This is a genomic window from Streptomyces sp. ICC1 (genome assembly GCF_003287935.1).
In the GTDB taxonomy this organism is placed as follows: Bacteria; Actinomycetota; Actinomycetes; order Streptomycetales; family Streptomycetaceae; genus Streptomyces; species Streptomyces tritrimontium.
The window spans coordinates 5,862,622-5,879,522 of the sequence record NZ_CP030287.1 but is presented as its reverse complement, the minus strand read 5'-3'; the positions used below and the strand labels follow the sequence as shown (position 1 = coordinate 5,879,522).

16 protein-coding genes, 1 other RNA gene and 2 pseudogenes are annotated in these 16,901 nt (G+C 73.8%); 12 read left to right on the top strand and 7 right to left on the bottom strand.

The window, feature by feature from the left end:
- Positions 1-96: 96 nt before the first annotated feature.
- Complete coding sequence (gene ilvA / locus DRB96_RS27635; protein ID WP_112450907.1) at positions 97-1,329, bottom strand: threonine ammonia-lyase; 1,233 nt, start codon at positions 1,327-1,329, stop codon at positions 97-99.
- A 211-nt stretch (positions 1,330-1,540) separates the two neighbouring features.
- On the opposite strand from ilvA, the gene DRB96_RS27630 reads away from it, so the two are divergent.
- From DRB96_RS27630 to DRB96_RS27620, 3 genes are read left to right on the top strand one after another with little or no spacing between them, the layout of a single operon-like run.
- Entirely contained in the window at positions 1,541-2,062 is a 522-nt protein-coding gene (locus tag DRB96_RS27630) for a MarR family transcriptional regulator (protein ID WP_112450906.1), read from the top strand.
- A gap of 57 nt (positions 2,063-2,119) precedes the next feature.
- Complete coding sequence (locus DRB96_RS27625; RefSeq protein WP_239516209.1) at positions 2,120-2,596, top strand: sigma factor-like helix-turn-helix DNA-binding protein; 477 nt, start codon at positions 2,120-2,122, stop codon at positions 2,594-2,596.
- Entirely contained in the window at positions 2,593-2,835 is a 243-nt protein-coding gene (locus tag DRB96_RS27620; protein WP_112450904.1) for a hypothetical protein, read from the top strand. The genes DRB96_RS27625 and DRB96_RS27620 overlap by 4 nt, the downstream gene beginning before the upstream one ends.
- 100 nt (positions 2,836-2,935) lie before the next feature.
- Here the strand turns inward: DRB96_RS27620 and DRB96_RS27615 are convergent, their stop codons facing one another.
- Entirely contained in the window at positions 2,936-4,093 is a 1,158-nt protein-coding gene (locus tag DRB96_RS27615; protein ID WP_112450903.1) for a cystathionine gamma-synthase, read from the bottom strand.
- A 102-nt stretch (positions 4,094-4,195) separates the two neighbouring features.
- On the opposite strand from DRB96_RS27615, the gene DRB96_RS27610 reads away from it, so the two are divergent.
- The 4 genes from DRB96_RS27610 to msrA all read left to right on the top strand — a co-directional run bounded on the left by DRB96_RS27610 (position 4,196) and on the right by msrA (position 8,930).
- Positions 4,196-5,302 (top strand): hypothetical protein, encoded by a 1,107-nt coding sequence (locus DRB96_RS27610; protein ID WP_112450902.1) that lies wholly within the window; start codon positions 4,196-4,198, stop codon positions 5,300-5,302.
- A 118-nt stretch (positions 5,303-5,420) separates the two neighbouring features.
- Positions 5,421-7,022 carry a M48 family metallopeptidase gene (locus DRB96_RS27605; RefSeq protein ID WP_112450901.1) on the top strand — a complete coding sequence of 534 codons (1,602 nt, stop codon included), beginning with the start codon at positions 5,421-5,423 and terminating at the stop codon, positions 7,020-7,022.
- Positions 7,019-8,179, top strand: a complete 1,161-nt coding sequence (locus DRB96_RS27600) for a hypothetical protein (RefSeq protein ID WP_112450900.1) — start codon at positions 7,019-7,021, stop codon at positions 8,177-8,179. Before DRB96_RS27605 ends, DRB96_RS27600 begins: the two co-directional genes overlap by 4 nt.
- 85 nt (positions 8,180-8,264) lie before the next feature.
- Entirely contained in the window at positions 8,265-8,930 is a 666-nt protein-coding gene (msrA, locus tag DRB96_RS27595) for a peptide-methionine (S)-S-oxide reductase MsrA (protein WP_112450899.1), read from the top strand.
- 76 nt (positions 8,931-9,006) lie between these two features.
- Here the strand turns inward: msrA and DRB96_RS45030 are convergent, their stop codons facing one another.
- Positions 9,007-9,480: a hypothetical protein gene (locus DRB96_RS45030; protein ID WP_112463684.1), complete on the bottom strand. Its 474-nt coding sequence runs from the start codon at positions 9,478-9,480 to the stop codon at positions 9,007-9,009.
- An 80-nt stretch (positions 9,481-9,560) separates the two neighbouring features.
- Positions 9,561-10,794: pseudogene (locus tag DRB96_RS27590) on the bottom strand (hypothetical protein).
- Between the two features lie 266 nt (positions 10,795-11,060).
- On the opposite strand from DRB96_RS27590, the gene DRB96_RS27585 reads away from it, so the two are divergent.
- Genes DRB96_RS27585 through DRB96_RS27575 form a run of 3 tightly spaced genes read left to right on the top strand, consistent with a single transcriptional unit; the run spans position 11,061 to position 13,995 of the window.
- On the top strand, positions 11,061-11,918 hold the full coding sequence (locus DRB96_RS27585) for a Nif3-like dinuclear metal center hexameric protein (protein ID WP_112450898.1): 858 nt from the start codon (positions 11,061-11,063) through the stop codon (positions 11,916-11,918).
- Positions 11,915-12,658 (top strand): C4-type zinc ribbon domain-containing protein, encoded by a 744-nt coding sequence (locus DRB96_RS27580; RefSeq protein ID WP_204358075.1) that lies wholly within the window; start codon positions 11,915-11,917, stop codon positions 12,656-12,658. Before DRB96_RS27585 ends, DRB96_RS27580 begins: the two co-directional genes overlap by 4 nt.
- Positions 12,658-13,995, top strand: a complete 1,338-nt coding sequence (locus tag DRB96_RS27575) for a bifunctional RNase H/acid phosphatase (RefSeq protein ID WP_112450897.1) — start codon at positions 12,658-12,660, stop codon at positions 13,993-13,995. The genes DRB96_RS27580 and DRB96_RS27575 overlap by 1 nt, the downstream gene beginning before the upstream one ends.
- A gap of 59 nt (positions 13,996-14,054) precedes the next feature.
- On the opposite strand, the gene DRB96_RS27570 is transcribed toward DRB96_RS27575, so the two are convergent.
- The 3 genes from DRB96_RS27570 to rnpB all read right to left on the bottom strand — a co-directional run bounded on the left by DRB96_RS27570 (position 14,055) and on the right by rnpB (position 15,143).
- A complete protein-coding gene (locus tag DRB96_RS27570) occupies positions 14,055-14,309 on the bottom strand; it encodes a Txe/YoeB family addiction module toxin (RefSeq protein ID WP_112450896.1) in 255 nt (84 codons plus the stop codon).
- Positions 14,306-14,581, bottom strand: coding sequence for a type II toxin-antitoxin system prevent-host-death family antitoxin (locus tag DRB96_RS27565; RefSeq protein ID WP_112450895.1), 276 nt, complete (start codon positions 14,579-14,581; stop codon positions 14,306-14,308). Before DRB96_RS27565 ends, DRB96_RS27570 begins: the two co-directional genes overlap by 4 nt.
- A gap of 160 nt (positions 14,582-14,741) precedes the next feature.
- Positions 14,742-15,143, bottom strand: an RNA gene (gene rnpB, locus DRB96_RS27560) — RNase P RNA component class A.
- A 77-nt stretch (positions 15,144-15,220) separates the two neighbouring features.
- On the opposite strand from rnpB, the pseudogene DRB96_RS27555 reads away from it, so the two are divergent.
- Together DRB96_RS27555 and DRB96_RS27550 are read left to right on the top strand one after the other, a co-directional pair.
- A pseudogene (locus tag DRB96_RS27555) lies at positions 15,221-16,020 on the top strand (MerR family transcriptional regulator).
- Complete coding sequence (locus DRB96_RS27550) at positions 16,017-16,865, top strand: hypothetical protein (protein WP_112450894.1); 849 nt, start codon at positions 16,017-16,019, stop codon at positions 16,863-16,865. The pseudogene DRB96_RS27555 and the gene DRB96_RS27550 overlap by 4 nt, the downstream one beginning before the upstream one ends.
- Positions 16,866-16,901: the final 36 nt, after the last annotated feature.

Sequence of the window (16,901 nt, the reverse complement as noted above, 5' to 3'; positions counted from 1 at the left end):
AATCGTCTTATTCCTACGCAAATCCTAGGGTCGGGGGCCGGAGCCCGCCGTCCGGGCGCCACCGTAACGCGCTATATCGCGTGCCGCCACGGATTTCTAGCTCATGACCTTGTACCCGGCGTTGTGCAGCGAACGCGCGACCTCCGCGCAGTGCTTGGGCCCCTTCGTCTCCAGGTGCAGTTCCACCTCCACCTCCGTGAGCCCGAGGCGCGGATCGGTCCGTACGTGGCTCACGTCCAACACGTTCGCGTCCACCACTGACAACACCGCCAGCAGACCGGCCAGCGCCCCCGGCCGGTCGGTCACGCGCAGCCGCAGCGACAGGTAGCGGCCGGCCGCCGCCATGCCGTGGCGCAGGATCCGCTGGAGGAGCAGCGGATCGACGTTGCCGCCGGACAGGACGGCCACCACCGGGCCGTCGCCGTACCGTTCGGGCTCGCTCAGCAGCGCGGCCACCGGGCTGCACCCGGCCGGCTCGACGACCATCTTCGCCCGCTCCAGGCAGAGCAGCAGGGCGCTGGACAGGGCGTCCTCCGAGACCGTGCGGACGTCGTCGAGCAGTTCCCCGATGATCCTGAAGGGGATGTCGCCGGGGCGGCCGACCTTGATGCCGTCCGCCATCGTGACCGGGTTGTCGACGGACACCGGGTGCCCGGCCTTCAGCGAGGGCGGGTAGGCGGCCGCGCCCGCCGCCTGTACGCCGATCACCCGCACGTCCGGGCGCAGCGCCTTGACCGCGACCGCCACACCGGCCGCGAGCCCGCCGCCGCCGATGCCGAGCAGGATCGTGCGGACCTCCGGGCACTGCTCCAGGATCTCCAGGCCGACGGTGCCCTGGCCCGCGATGATGTCGCGGTGGTCGAAGGGGTGGATGAAGACGGCCCCGGTGCGCTCCGCGTACTCCTGGGCGGCGGCCAGCGTCTCGTCCACGACCTGCCCGTGCATCCGCACCTCGGCGCCGTAGTCCTGGGTCGCCGCCACCTTCGGCAGCGGGGCCCCCAGCGGCATGAACACCGTCGAGCGGACCCCGAGGAGCGAGGAGGCGAGCGCCACGCCCTGCGCGTGGTTGCCCGCGCTGGCGGCGACGACGCCGGCGGCGCGCTGCTCGGGGCGCAGGCCCGCGATGCGCACGTACGCCCCGCGCAGCTTGAAGGAGCCGGTGCGCTGGAGGTTCTCGCACTTCAGGTGCACGGGTGAGCCGGTGAGTGAGGTGAGGTACCGGCTGCCCTCCATCGCGGTCACCCGGGAGACGCCGGAGAGCATCTTCTGGGCCCCCCGGACGTCGTCGAGGATGACCTGCGGGACGGGCTGCGGCACGCGGTAGTTCATGCGGCCAGTCTCGCAGCCCGCGTGGATCGCGGCGCAGGACGAAGGGGCCGGGAGCGGGACCCGGGCGGGCGAAATCCGGCCATCCGGGGCGGCCCGCGCCCGGGCTCCCACACGGGCCGTATCAGTTCTTGTACGAGGAGTACGAGCCGCCGCACGGCCGCGTACTCTGTCCCCCATCCTTGTCGGCCCCATGCGAAGAGAGCTCACGGCCATGCCCTCCACCTCGGCCAGTTCCGACCTGCCCGCGCCGGCCGGCGCGCCCGCCGAAGCCGGTCTCCTCGACGCGCTCCAGCACCAGGTGGCGGTCTTCGCCCGGCGCGCGGAGCAGACCCGCCTGGGCGGGGTCGGCCAGGCCCGCAACTCCATGGACCGGGCCGCGTACCTGCTGCTGAACCGGCTCGACCTGGAAGGCCCGATGGGCGTCAAGGCGCTCGCCGGCGGCATGGGCATCGACTCGTCCACGGTGACCCGGCAGGTCGCGCCGCTCGTCGACAGCGGCCTGGTCAAGCGGACCTCGCACCCGGAGGACGGGCGGGCCGTGGTGCTCGCGCTCTCTGCGCGCGGGCTCGCGCGGCTGGAAGAGGTCCGCTCCTCGCGGCGCGAGCTGATGGCCCGGGTGACGGACGGCTGGAACGAGGAGGAGCGCGAGTCGTTCACCGCGCTGCTGACCCGTTTCAACATCTCGCTGTCCGAGCTGATGTCGGCGGTCTCCGAGGCCGGCCCCGCCTCCTGATCCGGGTGCGACCGACCCCTTGACCGGGGTGGTCCCGCAGGCCGCACTATGTGGTCTGTGGACCACGGGCCGGGCCCTTACGCGGAGTTCGAGGCCTTCGTCGCGGGTGCGGCGGGGCGGCTTCTGCGTGTCGCGATCCTCCTCACGGCCGAGCCGGAGGAGGACGCGCCCGCCGCGCGCGGACTGCTCGGCGGCGCGCTGGCCCGTACGTACGCGAACTGGCGCCGGCTGCGCGGGGACGATCCGTACGACCACACCCGCCAGGAGCTGTGCGCCGCCTTCGCCCGCACGGGCCGCCGCCACCACGGCGGCAGCGGGGTGCTGGCGCCGCTGGGCCCGCTGGAACGGCTCGTGCTGGTCCTGCGGATCTACGAAGGGGTGGCCGAGGAGGTCACGGCGGCCCAGCTGGGGCTGCCGCCCGAGCGGGTGCGGGCGCTGTGCGGCCGCGCCGTGGCCGGGCTGCGCCCCCGGACCGCCGGTGCGCCCGGGGCGGACTCCGCCACCCGGTCCGATCCCGGCCGGGAGGCCGCATGAGCCCCCCGGATCCCAAGGAAGTCCAGGTCAGGAAGCTCATGGAGGGCCCGTACCCCGTGGTGCCGGCCGGATTGGCGGCGGGCGCGGCGGCGCGCGGCGACCGGCTGCTGCGGCGCCGCGCGGTGGTCCGCAGGATCGGCTGGACCCTGCTGGCCACGCTCGTGGTGGCCTTCGTGGTGTGGGCCTCGCTGACGCACGCGTGGACGACCCCGTCGAGCGAGGTCTCCCCGCCCTGGTAGGACGCTCCCCGCACGGGACCCGCCGGACGCTCCCGTACGGGACCCGCCAGACGCTCCCCCAGGGGGCCGTCCGGGCGGGTCCCGCCGGTGATCTTCGCTGCTAGCCCAGCGCCTGCGCGAGGTCCGCCAGCAGGTCGTCGACGTTCTCGATGCCGACCGACAGGCGCACCAGGTCCGCCGGGACCTCCAGCGCCGAACCGGCCACCGAGGCGTGGGTCATGCGGCCCGGGTGCTCGATGAGGGACTCGACACCGCCCAGGGACTCGGCCAGGGTGAAGATCTTGGTGCGGGCGCAGAGCGCGACCGCCTCCTCCTCGCCGCCGGTGACCTGGAAGGAGATCATGCCGCCGAAGTTGCGCATCTGCTTGGCGGCGATCTCGTGGCCCGGGTGCTCGGGCAGGCCCGGGTAGAGGACCTTGTGGACCTTGGGGTGGCGGGTCAGCATCTCCGCGACCTTCGTCGCGTTCTCCGCGTGCCGGTCCATCCGGACGGCCAGCGTCTTGATGCCGCGCAGCACGATCCACGAGTCGAAGGGCCCGGCCACGGCGCCCATCGCGTTCTGGTGGTAGGCCAGTTCCTCGCCCAGCGCCGCGTCGGCGGTGACGAGCGCGCCGCCGACGACGTCGGAGTGGCCGCCCATGTACTTGGTCAGCGAGTGCACGACCACGTCCGCGCCGAGCGCGAGGGGCTGCTGCAGGTAGGGGGACGCGAAGGTGTTGTCGACGACCAGCTTGGCGCCGGCCGTCCGCGCGATGTCGGCGACGACGGCGATGTCGGTGATGCCGAGCAGCGGGTTGGAGGGGGTCTCGACCCAGATGACCTTGGTCTTCGGGGTGATCGCCGCGCGCACCGACGCCGGGTCGGAGGTGTCGGCCACCGACCACTCGACGCCCCAGCGGGAGACGACCTTCGCGAAGAGGCGGAAGGTGCCGCCGTAGGCGTCGTTCGGGATGACCACGTGGTCGCCCGGCGAAAGCAGCGTGCGCAGCAGGCAGTCCTCGGCGGCGAGCCCGGACGCGAAGGCGAGGCCGCGCCGGCCGCCCTCCAGCGCCGCGAGGTTGTCCTCCAGCGCGGTCCGGGTCGGGTTGCCGCTGCGGCTGTACTCGTAGCCGCCGCGCAGTCCGCCGACGCCGTCCTGCTTGTACGTGGAGACCTGGTAGATCGGGGGCACGACCGCACCGGTCTGCGGGTCCGCCGTATTGCCCGCGTGGATGGCGCGGGTCTCGAAGCTCTGGTGCTCGTGGCTGTCGTCGCTCATGGCCCGATGCTATGCCCCGTCCGGCCCCGGCGCGGCCCCGGATCCCGCCGTCCCGTGGCCCCCTATTGGCCTTCGTGCGGGTGCGTCTGGTTCGCTGGGGGCATGGAGATTCTGTGGTTCCTGTTCGCGATCGGCCTGCTCGCGGCGGTCATCGCGCCGTACGTACGGCGCAGGCGCGGTGGCCTGCGCCTCGTCGCGCCCGGCAGCCCCGACGCCGCCGACCCCTCGGACTACGGATTCGCCCGCCAGGAGGAGCTCGACATCCGGATCCCCGGCCCCGACCAAGACCTGATGGACGCCCTGTCCAACGTGCAGCGGACCGGCCAGTGGCAGGCCGCCTCCCAGCTGCTGGCCGGCACCCCGAAGGACGGCGAGGTGCGCTGGCAGCGCGTCCAGGCCTTCGCCGGCTCGGCCGCCCTCGAACTCTCCCGTGAGCCCGGGGCGGGCGCGCGGTGGCTGAAGGCGTGGCGGCTGGAGGCTCCGAAGGACGCGGGCGGTGCGCAGGTGCACGCCGAGCTGCTGGCGCAGCAGATGTGGCGGCGCCCGGAGGGCATGAGCGACGCCGACGTCCGGATCATCGCGGAGGAGGCCCGCGACTCCTGCCGCGCGGCCGCGCTGCTCGCCCCCGGCGACCCGGTCCCGTACATCATCGAGCTGGCCGTCGCCCGGATGCTGCACTACTCGGAGGCCGAGTACGACGTGCTGTGGGCGCTGATCGTCGACCGGGCGCCGCAGCACATGGGCGCGCACCTGGCCGCGCTGAACTACTGGTGCGCGAAGTGGCACGGCTCCCGGGAGAAGGCCGACGCCTTCACCCACCACGCGGCCGCCCGTGCCCCGCGGGGCTCGCTGCTGGCGGCGCTGCCGCTGTTCGCGCTGTACGAGCACGTCCCCGAGGTGGTCCTGATCCGCAGCTTCCACCAGAGCGCGGCCGTGACCCGCGCGGTGGAGGGCGCGCTGTACGCGGTCCACAGCGCGCGGGCCGACGACCCGATGCTGGCGCACGTACGGCACCTGCTGCTGCTGTTCCTGGTCGGCGGCGAGCGCTGGGCCGAGGCGATGGACCAGGTCCGGCACGTCGACGGCTACGTGGGCGCCCTGCCCTGGTCGGCCGACCAGGACCCGGCGGCCTCGTACGCGGTCTACCGCGCCCTGGCGGTCGCCGGCTACGAGGCGAACGGCGGCTCCCCGGCGACCCTGCCGCACTGACGGCACGCCCGCTGCGCGACCGCCCCGACCCACCCCGCCCCCCACGGCGCCGAACCCCGGCCATAAGGTTCGCGTAAGCAACATCGCACCGCTTCGTCCCGTGGGGGGATCTGTCCATATGGGCGCTTCACTGCGCGCCTTGCGCGCCCTCGTCCTGCTCGCCGGCTTCTACCTGCTCGGCGTCGTCCTGCTCGCCGCCCTCGTCGCCGCCGTCGGCGGCGCCGAGTCGGCCGGACTGCACGGCCCCAGCCTGGTCAAACTGATCATCGTCGCCGTCGTCCTCGCCGTCCCGATCGTGCGCGGCATGTTCATGCTGCGCCTTCCGCCGCCGGACCCGATCCCCGGCGTCCCCGTCACCGAGCGGCAGGAACCCGTCCTGTGGCAGACCGTGCGGGAGATCGCCGAGCAGGTCGGCACCCGGGCACCGGACGAGATCCTGCTGGTCGCCGACGTCAACGCCGCCGTCACCGAGGACGCCCGGCTCCTCGGGCTGCTGCCGGGCACCCGCCGCCTGCACATCGGCCTGCCGCTGATGACAGGCATGGACGAGATGCGGCTGCGTTCCGTGCTCGCCCACGAGATGGGCCACTACGCCAACCTCGACACCCGCCTCACCCCCTTGATCCGGCGCGGCCGCGTGCAGCTGCTGCGCACCGTCGACACCTTCCACGAACGCTCCGACGCCAAGATCGCCAAGGAGCGGGCGAAGCAGGAGAAGAAGGCCGGGAAGCGGATCGCGGCGGGCAAGAAGGCCAAGGAGATCGACACCACCGGCGACGGCGCCATGTACCGCGCGATGGCAAAGATCTACACCGCGTACGGGAAGTTCTACCAGCGCGCCACCCTCTCCGACTCCCGCCGCCAGGAGCTCGCCGCCGACCTGGCCGCCGTCCGCGTGGCCGGCCGCGACTCCGCTTCCTCCGCGCTGCGCGAGGTCAACGCCATCGGCCCGGCGCACACGTTCTACATGGACTCCTACGCCACCCTCGGCGTCGGCGCCGAGCTGCTGCCGCCCCAGGGGCAGGTCTTCGGCGGACTGCGCCACCTCCTCGACGCGCGCGCCGAGGAACTGGACGAACTGCGCGCCGAACTGCCGCAGGAGCCGACCGACCCGTACGACTCCCACCCCGCCCTCGCCGAGCGCGTGGCCCGCATCGAGGCCCTGCCCGACGACGGCCGCGCCGCCCAGGCCTCCCGCCCCTCCCTGGAACTCCTCGCGGACGCCGAGGCCTCGCTGGTCGAGCTGGAGCGGGCGGTCCTGACCCCCGAGGCCTACGCGATGCGCCGGCTGGACTGGGCCGACCTGGTCCACGAGAGCATGACCCGCTACGTCGGCCGGGGCTCGGAGGAGCTCCGCGAGATCCTCGCCGCCGAGGGCGTGGGCCAGGACCTGGCTTCGCTGCTCGACGCGGTCGACGCCGATCCGGCGGTGCGCTGGCGGATCACCGGCCGGCTCCCGCAGTCCGAGGAGGCGGCCGCCGCCACGGGCCGCGCGGCCCGCGAGTTCGCCCGCCCGGCGCTGCGCCGAGTGGTGAACCAGCTGGTCACCGCCGAGCTCACGGCCCGCGGCGCCGTCCGCTGGGAGCTGTCCTGGTCCGAATCGGCGACCCTGCGCTACCTGGCCGACGGCTTCGAGGACGAGCTGGAGCGCGCCCTGGAACGTGCCGTCGCCGACCTTCCCGACACCGAACCGCTGCGAAAGCTGGTGCTTGCCCCGTGATCGGCCTCATCATCCTCGGCTGCCTGCTGGCAGCCGGCGCGTACAAGCTGCTGCGCGCGATGTACTTCCTGCGCAAGGCGAAGCGCCTGAACGCGCGGACCGCCGAACTGCAGACCGAGGTCGACGCGATCCGCGCCCGTACGGCCTCCGGGAAGGACGAGGAGAAGGCCCGGGAGGCGGCGGCCGTCGTCGCCCTCGGCTTCGTCGCCGAGGCGGACCTCGACACCGAGAACGCGCAGCCCGTGCCCCCCGAGGACACGGCGGCGGGCGCCGCCGTCACGGCCGGCGACTGGGAGGCGGGCGCCGACTACGTCGGCGCGGCGGGCCGGGACTGGGAACTGCGCTGGCACCGCGTCCGCGTCCTGTCCGAGGTGGCGGCCGAGGACGACGCCTTCCTGCTGGCCTGGCAGGCCGCCCGGCCGTCCGACCCGACGGCGGCGCTGGTGAACGCCGACACCGCCGTGATGGTGGCCTGGAACGTCCGCGGCAGCCAGGCGGGCAGCCAAACGACGCAGGAGCAGTTCCGGCTCTTCCGCGAACTGCTGCTCACCGCCCGGGAACAGGCGCACGAGGCCCAGCGGCTCGCCGACCCGGCCGACCCGGTCCCGTACATGGTGGAACAGCCCATGGCCCAGGGCCTCGGCTACGCCCACGACGAGTACCGCAAGCTGTGGTCGGAGATCGTCTCCCGCGACCCGAAGAACCTGACCGCGCACACCACGGCGCAGCAGTACTGGTCGCAGAAGTGGCGCGGCTCGCACGAGCTGGCCATGGACTTCGCCCGGGAGGCGGCGGCGGGCGCGGCCCCCGGCGAGCTGCTCGCCCTCCTCCCCCTCGTCGCGCTCGTCGAGCAGGAGTCGTGGGAGAAGGACCTGGAGCCGTCGGCCTTCTTCAACGAGCCGGCCGCCGCGGCCGCGGTGGACGCCGCCCTCGCCGACCTGGCGGCGGCCGACCCGGCCGACCGGCGCGCGGTCCGCATGCGGCACCTCCTGGCCTGGCTGCTGTGGTGGCAGGACCGGGACGCCGAGGCGGTGGAGCAGTTCCGGCACATCGACGGATACATAGGCGCGCTGCCCTGGCGCTACGCGGGATCCCCGAAGGGCCGCTACCTGAACGCGCGCAACTGGGCGGTACGGGTGACCACGCCGGGGTTCTGAACGGCGGCGGGAGCGGGGGAACGGCGGGCCGGGGGAATCCCGGCCCGCCGTTCCCCGTTACGGGTAGACCACAAGGAGGGAATCCATGTTCTCGTACCGCCGCACGCCCGAGCTCCCCACCCGCGAGGAAGCCCTGACCGGCCGCGCGGAGCCGCTCTTCGCCCTGCCCGCCGTCCACACGGTGCTCGGCAACCCCCTCGCGGGCCCCTATCCCGCCCACCTCCAGGTAGCGGACTTCGGCCTCGGCTGCTTCTGGGGCGCCGAGCGCAAGTTCTGGCAGACCCCGGGCGTGTGGACCACCCTCGCCGGCTACCAGGGCGGTTTCACCGAGAATCCGACCTACGAGGAGGTCTGCTCGGGCGGCACCGGCCACACCGAGGTCGTCCGGGTCGTCTTCGACCCGTCCCTCGTGTCCTACGAGGCCCTGTTGAAGCTGTTCTGGGAGTCCCACGACCCCACCCAGGGATTCCGCCAGGGCAACGACGTCGGCACCCAGTACCGCTCGGCGGTCTACACCCACTCCCCCGCCGACCAGGCCACCGCGGAAGCCTCCCGCGAGGCCTACCAGCGGGTCCTGACCTCCTCGGGCTACGGCACGATCAGCACGGCCGTCCTCCCGGCGTCGGAGCGCCCGTTCTGGAACGCCGAGGCGTACCACCAGCAATACCTCGACAAGAACCCCGGCGGCTACTGCGGCATCGGCGGGACGGGCGTGGCCTGCCCCGTCGGCGTCGCCCGCACCGAGGGCTGAGCGGCCCCGCCCGCACGAGAGAGCCCCGGCCACCGCGCATCGCGGTGGCCGGGGCTCTCGTGTTCAGCGGGTGCGGTTATCCCTTGGTGAAGTGGCCGAGGAGGTCGGTGATGACGTGGTTGGGGCCGCCGTAGCTGTTGAAGACGGTGACCTTGCCGTCGGTGACGGGGGTGGTGACGTGGTTGGGGACGGTGCGGCCGGGGATGGTGTTGAGGCTGCTGGCGTCCGTGCGGGTGGCGCCGAAGGCGTAGGCGGTCAGGAAGCCGGGGTCGGTGGTGTCGGTGGCGGTGAGGTTCAGGACCGCGCCCACCGAGTTCGCCGGGAGGCCGGAGATGTTGGTGATCGCGCCGGGGGCGAGCTTGCCGGTGCTGCGGGTGTCGGCGAGGCGCTTGGGCACGACCGGGGTGAAGAGGGCCTTGCCGTCCTTGCCGTAGTAGCCGACCGCGTCCAGGATCACGTGCGTGGAACCGGAGTTGGTGTAGAGGGTGATGGTGCCGTTCGGGCCGACCGGGACGATCGCCTGGTTCGACTTGTCCTTGCCGGGCTCCACGTTCAGGTTCGAGGTGGCCGGACGCTTCGCCGGGTCCGGGTAGGCGATGACGTGCGCCTGCTCGGTGGCGCCCGTACCGGTCAGGTTGAGCGCGACCGCCGTGGCGTCGGCCGGGATGCCGTTGACGCCGGCGACCTTGACCGTGCGGGTCTGGCCGCCGCCCAGCGGGCCGCCCGCGGTGCGGGTGTCAGCGACGCGGGCCGGGGTGATCGGGGAGAACCGCTCGCCGATGTTGGGCTGGTAGAAGCCGACGAAGTTCTCGTGGGCTCGGGTATGTGTATAGGAGACAGCCTCCGGGGTCGCGTACGGAAGGTGCAGGCGGCCCTCCGCGCTCCACCGGCCCGTCCCGCCGAGCCAGCCCGCCGGGGCGCCGAGCCGGAAGACGTGCCGGTCCGCGGGGCGCCACAGGGCGAGCCCGGCCACGCTCCCGCCGTAGCCGTCGCCGGCCTCGTCCACCCGCAGCGCGACCCCGCAGCTCTCCGGCATCAGCACCTGCCCCGGCTGCACCGCGAACGGCGTCGCCGTGGCCCCGACGGCCCGCAGGCACTCCGGGAAGCGCACCGGGCGGGCGCTGCCCAGGACCCCCCAGCCGAGCCGGGGCTCGCCCGGCGCGTCCGAGCGGATCAGCAGCAGCCCGCTGTCGGGGTCGGCCAGCAGCAGCCGGTCGTCGCTGTCCTCGGCGATCTGGAGCAGCGGGGAGACCTCGCCGGCCCGCCCCAGGTCCACGGCCACGGCCTTGACCACCGGCCCGCGCGGGCCGTCCAGCTCCCGGTCCAGCGCCAGCAGCCGGCCCGTCCGGTCCAGCCAGACCCCGCCCGAGCAGCGCCCCGGGATCCGGGCCACGCGCTCCGGCCCGAACGGGGTCCCGGCCACCTGCCACACCGTGGTCGCGGCGGCCCCCACGGCCAGGGCGAAGGCCCCGTGCCCGTCCGGGGACGGCGGCAGCAGGGTGACCCGTACGCCTTCCCCCGCCCCCGGCTCGTCCTGCGGGGCGATCGCGCCGAGCGCCAGCTCCCCGGTCCGCGGGCCCGCGCCCGGCTCGCCGCCGCCCGTCGGGTACAGCAGCGCGAAGGCGTGCCGCTCCGCCACCCGGCGGTGGATCAGCACCCGCCCGTCGGCCAGCGGCAGCAGCTCGCTGTCGGCCTCCTCGGGCTGCGCGAGCGGCAGCGGCACCGCGTACGGCTCCGGCCCGGTCAGCGTCCAGCGCTCCGGGTACCGGGCCTCGCCGACCCCGGCGAGCCGGGCGGCGTAGGACCCGTCCGCGGCGATGGTGAACGGGGCCGTCGTCGTGTTCTCGATCGCACAGATGGTCATCTGCGGCACCTCCGCCGAGGAACGTAGTGATCGCGGTTCCCGCCGGACAACGCGACAACCCCCGCTTCACACATACGGGTGGCGGGCTGGTGGTTCGGCTGTGGCGGAGGTGGAGATTGTGCTGTGCGATATCGGGGCGTTTGGGGTGAGGCCGGTGGTTGGGTCCGCCTCACCCCCTTTCGGGCTCCGCCCGCCCCGGCCCCGGGAGCCCGGATCCGGCGGGCTCGGAGCGCTGGGCCGGTCGGTGCGGACGGTAGCCTTGGCCTGTGCCCCGCCTCTCTGAAGTCATCGCCGCGCTGGACGCTCTCTGGCCCCCCTCGCGGGCCGAGCAGTGGGACGCCGTCGGCACCGTCTGCGGCGACCCCGACGCCGAGGTCTCCCGGGTCCTGTTCGCCGTCGACCCCGTCCAGGAGATCGTCGACGAGGCGGTGAAAATGGGCGCCGACCTGGTCGTCACCCACCACCCCCTCTACCTGCGCGGCACCACCACCGTCGAGGCGGGCACCTTCAAGGGCCGCGTCGTGCACACGCTGATCAAGAACGACATCGCGCTGCACGTCGCCCACACCAACGCCGACACCGCCGACCCGGGCGTCTCCGACGCCCTCGCCGGCGCCCTCGACCTGCGCGTCACCGGCCCGCTCGTCCCGGACCCGAGCGACCCCAACGGGCGCCGGGGCCTGGGCCGGCTCTGCGAGCTCGACCGCCCCGAGACGCTGCGCGAGTTCGCGGCGCGCGTTGCCGCCTGGCTCCAGCCCACCGCGCAGGGCATCCGGGTGGCCGGCGACCCCGACGCGCTGATCCGCACCGTCGCGGTCAGCGGCGGCTCCGGCGACAGCCTCTTCGCGCAGGTCCGCGCCGCCGGCGTCGACGCCTACGTCACCGCCGACCTGCGCCACCACCCGGTGTCCGAGGCCCGCGAGCAGTCCCCGCTCGCCCTCGTCGACGCCGCCCACTGGGCCACCGAGTGGCCCTGGTGCGAGCAGGCGGCGGCCCAGCTCGACGCCATCTCCGAGCGCAACGGCTGGGGTCTTCGCACCCACGTCTCGCGCACGGTCACCGACCCGTGGACGGCGCACGCGCCGTCCGTGACACCCCCTTCTATCTCTGGAGCCCCCAACTGAACGCCGAGCCCGCCGACCAGATCCGACTTCTCGACGTCCAGGCCCTGGACGTCCGGCTGTCTCAGCTCACCCACAAGCACAAGATGCTGCCCGAGCACGTCGAGGTCGACTCGCTGACCAAGGACCTCGCCCAGCAGCGCGACTTCCTCGTCGCCGCCCAGACCAAGGCCACGGACGCCGCCCGCGAGCAGACCAAGGCCGAGCAGGACGTGGACCAGGTGCGCCAGCGCGCCGCCCGCGACCAGGCGCGCCTCGACTCGGGCGCCGGGATCTCCGCCCGCGACCTGGCCAACCTGCAGAGCGAGGTCGTCTCCCTCGCCAAGCGCCAGGGCGACCTGGAGGACGTCGTCCTCGAGGTCATGGAGCGCCTGGAGACCGCGCAGGAGACCGTCGTCGGGCTGACCGAGCGGGTCGCCTCCCTGGAGACCAAGCTCGCCGACGCCACCGTGCGCCGCGACGCCGCCACCGGTGCGATCGACGCCGAGGTCGCGGGCATCGCCAAGGACCGCGAGATCATCGTCACCGCCATGCCGGCCGCGCTGATCGCCCTGTACGAGAAGATCCGCGTCAAGCAGGGCGGCGTCGGCGCCGCCCGCCTGTCGCAGCGCCGCTGCGAGGGCTGCCGCCTGGAGCTCGACCTCGCCGAGGTCAACGAGATCAAGGCCGCCGCCCGCGACCAGATCGTCCGCCACGAGAGCTGCGGCCGCATCCTGGTCCGCATGGCCGACGCGGGCATCTGATGCCGAAGTTCGTTGTGGAAGCCGACGGCGGCTCCCGGGGCAACCCGGGGCCCGCCGGCTACGGCTCCGTCGTCCTCGACCCGGCCACGGGCGAGACGCTGGCCGAGCGCGCGGAGTACATCGGCGTCGCGACGAACAACGTGGCCGAGTACAAGGGCCTCGTCGCCGGGCTGCAGGCCGCCCGTGAGCTGGACCCGGACGCGGAGGTCCTCGTACGGATGGACTCCAAGCTCGTCGTCGAGCAGATGTCGGGCCGCTGGAAGATCAAGCACCCCGACATGAAGCCGCTCGCGGCGCAGGCCGCGAAGATCCTGCCGCGCGCGCAGGTGACGTACGAGTGGATCCCGCGCGAGCGGAACAAGCACGCGGACCGGCTCGCGAACGAGGCGATGGACGCGGGCAAGCGCGGCGAGCAGTGGGAGCCCGTCAACTCACCGCACTCCTCGGCCGCCCTGGACGCCTCGGCGGCCCGCGCGGCGGCGTCCCCGCAGGGCCCTCCGGGTGACGCGGCGAAGGGTGCCGCGGCCGTCAGGGCCGCCCTGGCCTCCGGCGGTGGTACGCGGACCCGTGCGGGCGCGGCTGCGGGCGCGAGCGCCGGATCCGCACCGGCCGGGGCGGACACCCTCTTCGCGGACCTGGAGGACCTCGACGACCTCCAGGAGGCCCCGGAGCCCGCGGCCCCCGCCGCCGGGCAGGGCTGGGGCCCCGACATGGGCACCCCGGCGACCTTCGTGCTGCTGCGCCACGGCGAGACCGCGCTCACTCCGCAGAAGCGCTTCTCCGGCAGCGGCGGCAGTGACCCGGAGCTGTCCGCGGCCGGCCGCAGGCAGGCCGCCGCCGTCGCGGAGTCGCTGGCGGCGCGCGGCACCATCCAGACGGTGGTCAGCTCCCCGCTGCGGCGCTGCCGCGAGACGGCGCAGGCCGTCGCGGACCGGCTCGGGCTGGAGGTCACCGTCGAGGAGGGCCTGCGCGAGGTGGACTTCGGCGCCTGGGAGGGGATGACCTTCGGCGAGGTGCGCGAGCGCTTCCCGGACGACCTACAGGCGTGGCTGGACTCCCCGAAGGCCGCGCCGACGGGCGGCGGCGAGAGCTTCGCGTCCGCCACCCGCCGCATCTCGGCGACCCGGGACCGGCTGCTGGCCGCGCACGCGGGCCGCACGGTGCTGCTGGTCTCGCACGTGACACCGGTCAAGATCCTGGTCCGGCTCGCGCTGGGAGCCCCGCCGGAGGCGCTGTTCCGCATGGAGCTGTCGGCGGCCTCGCTGTCCGCGGTGGCCTACTACGCGGACGGCAACGCCTCGCTCCGCCTCCTGAACGACACGTCCCACCTGCGGTAGCCCACGGGAAGCCCCCGCCCGGCGGGGGCTTCCCGTGGCGCGGCCGGGGCCGCCGCCGCTCAGTAGTGGTAGCGGGCCTGGGCGATCTCCACGGCCCCGTCCCTGGTGCGGTAGACGAGACGGTGCTCATCGGTGATCCTTCTGGACCACCAGCCGGAGAGGTTGCCCTTGAGCGGTTCCGGCTTTCCGGCGCCTTCGAAGGGCGTGCGCTGGATCTCCTGGATCAGGCGATTGATCCGCTTGAGGATCTTCGGATCAGCCGTCGACCAGTACGTGTACTGATCCCAGGCGCGGCTGGAGAACATCACCTTCACGCGGCGGACCCGACGTCGTCCGTGTCGTCGATGAGCTCGCGCGCCTGCCCGTGGCCGGCGTCGAGCTCGGCGATGGACTCCATGAGGATCTGCGCGTTACGGGGTGAGCGCAGGAGGTAGACCGTCTCCTGCCAGGACCGGAAGTCCTCGGCGGCCATGATGACCACGTCGCCGTGCTCCCGGGAGGTGACCTCTATCGGTTCGTGGTCCTCGTTGACCTGCCGGATCAGTGGGTAGAAGCGTGTGCGGGCTTCGTTCGCCGAGATCGGCATGGACTGACCTCCCTGTCACGTCAAGTCGTACGGCATTACCGTACCAGTCTCGGCTGCGTGTGGCGCGGGGTCGTCGTGAAGGGAACGACAGGGGCAAAGAAAAACCTCCCCGGACCCGCGTATCCGCGGGTCGGAGAGGTGTGGCTCCGGAGAGGTGCAACAGACGAGTCGGCCTGTACGCCGGGTTCTGTCGCCCGGAGACCTCGCGGTCGCCGGGGAGACGGCCATCCATCTAGGACCGGCGTTGCCGCCGGTCTCGTGCGGTCTACCCGCGAACTCGGGCGGGCAGCCCTCGAACGTTCGCGCAGAGTCGTCCGAAAACGACCCCTCTTGACCTTGCTCCGGGTGGGGTTTACCTAGCCGCCTGAGTCACCTCAGGCGCTGGTGGTCTCTTACACCACCGTTTCACCCTTACCGGGGGCCGAAGCCCCAGGCGGTCTGTTTTCTGTGGCACTGTCCCGCGGGTCACCCCGGGTGGCCGTTAGCCACCACCCTGCCCTGTGGAGCCCGGACGTTCCTCGGCGGGATCCGGGGACCCCGACGCGGCCGCCCGGCCGACTCGTCTGTCGTGTCGACCATGGTACCCGCCCCGTACAGGCGCTTGACCTTGACGCAGCGGCAGGGTTTCTACTGGCCCGTATGCGCATCGGAGAAATCGCCGCGCTCGTCGGGGTCACCACCCGGGCGATCCGGCACTACCACCACATCGGCCTGCTCCCGGAGCCGGACCGGCGCCCAGGGGGCACCTCCCAGCGGTAGCTGGGGGAGGTTACCGCGCCTACAGCGTCCGCGACGCCGTCCGGCTGGCCCGGGTGCGCCGGCTGACCGAGCTCGGGCTGAGCCTCGACGAGGTGCGCGACGTGCTCGCGGACGACGCCGGGCGCGACCTGGCCGACGTACTCGAGGAGCTCGACGCCGACCTCGCCCGCCAGGAGGCCGAACTGGCCGAGCGCAGGCGCCGCCTGGCCGTGCTGCTCGCCGCCCCGCCCGGGGAGGTCGAGCCCGTCTCGCCCGCGCTCGCCGCGCTGCTCGCCAAGGCGCCCGCGACGACCTCGCCGGCCGCCGCGCTCGACCGCGAGCACCTGGGCCTGCTGGACGCGTCGGGGGCCGTGGGGGAGGAGCTCTACGCCGTGCTCGGAACGGTCGCCGCCGATCCGGCGGTGCTCGCGCTGTACGAGCGGCTCGACGCACTCGCCGACGCGCCCGCCGACGACCCGCGGATCGGGCCGCTCGCCGCGGAACTGGTGGCCGCGATGCCCGCCGAGGCGTTCGCGGCGATCCGGGCCGACGCGCGGCCGACGGCGGCGCCGGGCTTCACGGAGGCCCTGCTCGCCGAGTACGCCCCGGCGCAGGCGGAAGTCGTCCGCCGGGTGATGGAAGCCTTCACGGACATGGGCACCGCCACGGACACGGACACGGACGAGGGGGGACGGGCATGAGCGCGCTACGCGCGGCACGGATCGCGGCGGGGGCCGTGATCCCGATGGAACTGGTCCTGGTGGTGTGCCTGGCGGCCGGCCCGCGCCCGCCCGGCTGGGCCCTGGCCGCCGCCGAGGTGCTGGTGCTCGGGGTCCTGCTCCTGGAGGCCGGCGTCCTGTACTCCCTGTACGCCGCCGCGCGCACCCGCGGCACCGCCCCGGGCGCCGCCCGCCGTGAGGCCGTCCGGGCCGTCGTGCCCGCGCCCGTACGCCGCCTCCTCCTGCACGAGCTGCGCGCGGGCGCCGCGCTCTGCCGGTGGGCGCTGCGCCGGCCGCCGCACGGGGTGCGCCCCGCGGACCACGCGGCCCCGTACACCGGTCCGCAGACGGCCATGATGTACGGCCTGCTCTTCGTGTCGCTGATCGAGACGGTCGCACTGGCCTTCCTGATCCCCTGGCCGGCCGTCCACCGGGTGGTGCTCGTCCTCGACGTGTACGGGGTGCTGGCGGTGCTCGCGCTGCACGCCGCCTGCGTCACCCGACCGCACGTGGTCCGCCCCGACGGCACCCTGCTCATCCGCTACGGCGCCCTCTTCGACCTGGCCGTCCCGCCGGACGCGGTGGCCTCGGTGCGGGTGGACCGCCGCTACCCCGAGGGCCGGCTCGTCACCCTCTCCGAGGACGGGGTGCTCGACCTGATCGTGGGCAGCCAGACCACCGTGACCGTGGAACTGACCCGGCCGCTCGCCTTCCACCGCCCGCTCGGCGCCCGCGCCGAGGCGCGCGCCGTCCGGTTCCACGCGGACGATCCCCGCGCGCTGGTCGACGCGCTGCTTGCCGCACTGCGGCAGCCCACACCCCCGTGACGGGCTGCCGCAGGGCTGCCGTGCGCCGAGCGTGAC

Bases quoted from the DNA above. Each gene is read 5' to 3' on its own strand.
- ilvA (WP_112450907.1), bottom strand. From the start codon at position 1,329: ATGAACTACCGCGTGCCGCAGCCCGTCCCGCAGGTCATCCTCGACGAC.
- DRB96_RS27630 (WP_112450906.1), top strand. From the start codon at position 1,541: ATGCCCTCCACCTCGGCCAGTTCCGACCTGCCCGCGCCGGCCGGCGCG.
- DRB96_RS27620 (WP_112450904.1), top strand. From the start codon at position 2,593: ATGAGCCCCCCGGATCCCAAGGAAGTCCAGGTCAGGAAGCTCATGGAG.
- DRB96_RS27615 (WP_112450903.1), bottom strand. From the start codon at position 4,093: ATGAGCGACGACAGCCACGAGCACCAGAGCTTCGAGACCCGCGCCATC.
- DRB96_RS27610 (WP_112450902.1), top strand. From the start codon at position 4,196: ATGGAGATTCTGTGGTTCCTGTTCGCGATCGGCCTGCTCGCGGCGGTC.
- DRB96_RS27605 (WP_112450901.1), top strand. From the start codon at position 5,421: ATGGGCGCTTCACTGCGCGCCTTGCGCGCCCTCGTCCTGCTCGCCGGC.
- msrA (WP_112450899.1), top strand. From the start codon at position 8,265: ATGTTCTCGTACCGCCGCACGCCCGAGCTCCCCACCCGCGAGGAAGCC.
- DRB96_RS27575 (WP_112450897.1), top strand. From the start codon at position 12,658: ATGCCGAAGTTCGTTGTGGAAGCCGACGGCGGCTCCCGGGGCAACCCG.
- DRB96_RS27565 (WP_112450895.1), bottom strand. From the start codon at position 14,581: ATGCCGATCTCGGCGAACGAAGCCCGCACACGCTTCTACCCACTGATC.
- DRB96_RS27550 (WP_112450894.1), top strand. From the start codon at position 16,017: ATGAGCGCGCTACGCGCGGCACGGATCGCGGCGGGGGCCGTGATCCCG.